The sequence below is a fragment of the Candidatus Poribacteria bacterium genome (genome assembly GCA_021162805.1).
Taxonomy (GTDB): domain Bacteria; phylum Poribacteria; class WGA-4E; order B28-G17; family B28-G17; genus JAGGXZ01.
This window is the reverse complement of sequence record JAGGXZ010000194.1, coordinates 1-2,813: the sequence shown is the minus strand read 5'-3', so window position 1 is coordinate 2,813 and position 2,813 is coordinate 1. Positions and strand designations below refer to the sequence as shown.

The 2,813-nt window shown below is 59.3% G+C and carries 2 protein-coding genes; both read left to right on the top strand.

Annotated features, from left to right (window positions below; translation table 11 throughout):
- Positions 1 to 1,993 (top strand): hypothetical protein (locus J7M22_15920; GenBank protein MCD6508094.1); only part of this gene is annotated, 1,993 nt, incomplete at its 5' end.
- Between the two features lie 102 nt (positions 1,994 to 2,095).
- Positions 2,096 to 2,813: hypothetical protein (locus J7M22_15915; protein ID MCD6508093.1), on the top strand; the 718-nt coding region annotated here is incomplete at its 3' end.

Below are 2,813 nucleotides of genomic sequence, written 5' to 3'. Positions count from 1 at the left end.
TATCTACATCGATGCCCACGACGAGAAGGGGAGGGCAAAAGCCGGTGTTCAAAGCCGAAACGTCCCTCCCGACGGGGCGTGGCATGAGGTGGAGATAGTTTGGCGTGTCCCGGAGGACGCCCTCTACATCTTCCCACAGGGGAGGATAGTCTCCGTCGAAGGGGATGCGGATTTTAAAGATCTGAGCTTGAAGCTCCTACCCGAAGGGAAGGAGCTTCTATCCGGGTTCCCCGAGGGGTGGGGCATCGGGAGAAGCGAAGGGGTCGAGGTCGAAGAGGAGTTCAAAGAGGGATGCGTGAGGCTCAGGATGAGGGGGCGAAGCGTGAAGGTTAACCTCGTGACGCTTGAGGAGTATTTCGAGCTTGTGGGCGAGCCGAGGTGGAGCTGGGTGGACGCATATGCCGGGTTCGAGCACCGTTTCCCCTGGGGGTTGCTCGGGGGAAGACCACAGAGGGCTGACAGGGCGGCTGAGGACACGGCGTTGAAGGTCGAGAGGCTGTTTTCGATAATCGGAAGCGACCCGGGGGAGGATCTGACGGACATCTGGAGGCTCATCATGATAGGACACCACCACGACGCTTGGGTCTGCGCGCCTGTCATCTTCGGGATCTGGAGGTGGGGTTTCAAAAGATACGCCGATCTCACCTACGCAGCATCGGAGGAGGCGAGAGGCATAGCCGAGGAGCTCATAAGGGATATCTCGGGCGATGGGTGGGATGAGTTTGTAGTGGTGAACGTCTCGGGACGCCCAAGGAGGGGGATCGTCCCCCTGAGCCTCACCTTCCCCGAGGGGTTCGTGAGATCACCCTCCTTTGAGGGGCCGGAGGGTGTGGTCCCCGCCGAGGTCGAGGTCGTATCACGCCACCCGGACGGCTCCGCCAAAGAGATCAAAGCTTTCCTCCTAGCCGAGGTCCCACCGATGGGCTACGTGAGGTTCAAAACGGTCGACGGAGAGGGAAAAAGGCTGCCCGAAGCGAGGACCGAGGTGAGCGAGGAAAACCTCGTTCTGGAGAACGGCTTTATCAGGGTCGAGCTATCCAAAGATGGGTTGTTACAGGTTTACTCGACCGATGGCGAGCCGCTCCTCCGCTCACCCGCCTTCATAACCGGCAGGTTCAGGGAGGGGGATATGGAAAGCGAGGTGGAGGAAATCGAGGGGTTCAGAGAGGGACCTTTAGCCGTCGGGAGGGCCAAGGGGAACGTTGGGGATATCCCGTTCACCCTCGAGGTTAAGCTTAACCCCATTTCCCCCCTGGTAAGGCTGGGGATCAGCTTCAACTTCAAGGGCGATGTGGTGGGCGAAGGTGAGGAATCGTCCGATGTGCCGGTCTGGGCGCACGACGAGCTGAAGCTCCGGTTCGTGCTTCCCCTTCCGTTTAAGGAGCCGAGGTTCCTGGCGCACGGCGCCTTTGAGCTTCGGGAGCCCTATGGGGAGAGGTTTCAGATCCTCAGATACGGCATAGCGGAGGGAGCGGGGAGAGGGGTTGCTCTTTACACCGACCGGGCGACCGCCGCCATCTTCAGGAAGAGCCCGCCCTCGATGGAGTTCATACTCGCCTACGGAGGGAGGTTCATCTATGCCCCCGGGAACGCCGCGCCCCTGGAGGGGGAGGAGAGGTATGAGCTTGGGCTTTACTTCTATGAGGGCGATCACGAGGAGGCTCGCGTCCCCGATCACGCCGATGAGCTTGCACAACCTCTGTTTCCGCTTCCCGCATCCGACCCCTTTGCTGAGCTTAAGTTCTCGAGGGTGAGGATAGAACCCGAGGGTTCAGCCGTTCTGACGGCGGCGTATCCCTGTGGGAGGGATATCGTGGTTCGTCTCTGGAGACCTTATCGGGGCGAGGAGAAGATCCGCCTGAGGGTCAAGGGTGCAAGTGAGATCTGGCTCTCGAACCTACGTGGGGATGCGGAGAGGAAACTTTCGGAGGGGGAGGAGGCATCCTTCAGGATGCGTCATGAGGAGATCGTCACGCTGAGGGCGAGGTTTTGATATGCCCCGCGCCCGATCTCCCTTCCATTTGCGAAAATGCAAATGATGAGCGGTGTTCTTCTCTTCCTAAGCCTGCTCATAGCACTTGGAGGTAAAGATGACATGGATGAGATAAAACATCCACGCCGACCCTTGGTTCTGATGCTCAGCCGATCTGACGACCCGAAAAAGGACCTGGCCGCTATGACCCTGGGATGGATGTGTGAGAAGGGAGGTGTGGAGTTCGATGCATACTACGCCTCAGAACACGGCGAAGGCGGATTGTTCGCACCACACGGCAGCACGGTCATCGGCGGGCATCACACTGGGAGAATAGCACGTGCCTTGGCGACGTTCAACACAACCGTCGTCCGCATCGGAGAGGTGAGGATATTTGATTCGCTGATCCGCTCAGGAGCTGAAGAGGTGATCGATTGTCAGGACGACCTGATCGGTCTTTACGAAAGGATGGGGAGGGTTCTCGGCACGGGGAGGGTAAAGAGCGTGGTTGCGTTCGATGAGAGGGCGTATCCGATGATCGCGGCGATGTATCCTGAATGTGTATATCGCCGTGCGTGGGCGGTGCCGCTTGCCCTCAACACCGATGAGCTGAGGCGGTTGCGGGAGATGGGCGTTGAGACCGTCTGGACAGTTGCGAGAAGGGGAGCTGATGTTTCCAACTGGATCGCCGCCGGCTTCAAGGTCGAAACGGCCTTTGAGTTCGACACGGCTGATCCGGCTCAGATAAGCCTCGAGATCGCCAGGCGCTGGAGGGATAAGGCATCGGCCTTCGACCTGCACAAGCCCGATGTCGCGAGGTATCTGATGCCGTTCAGCATCC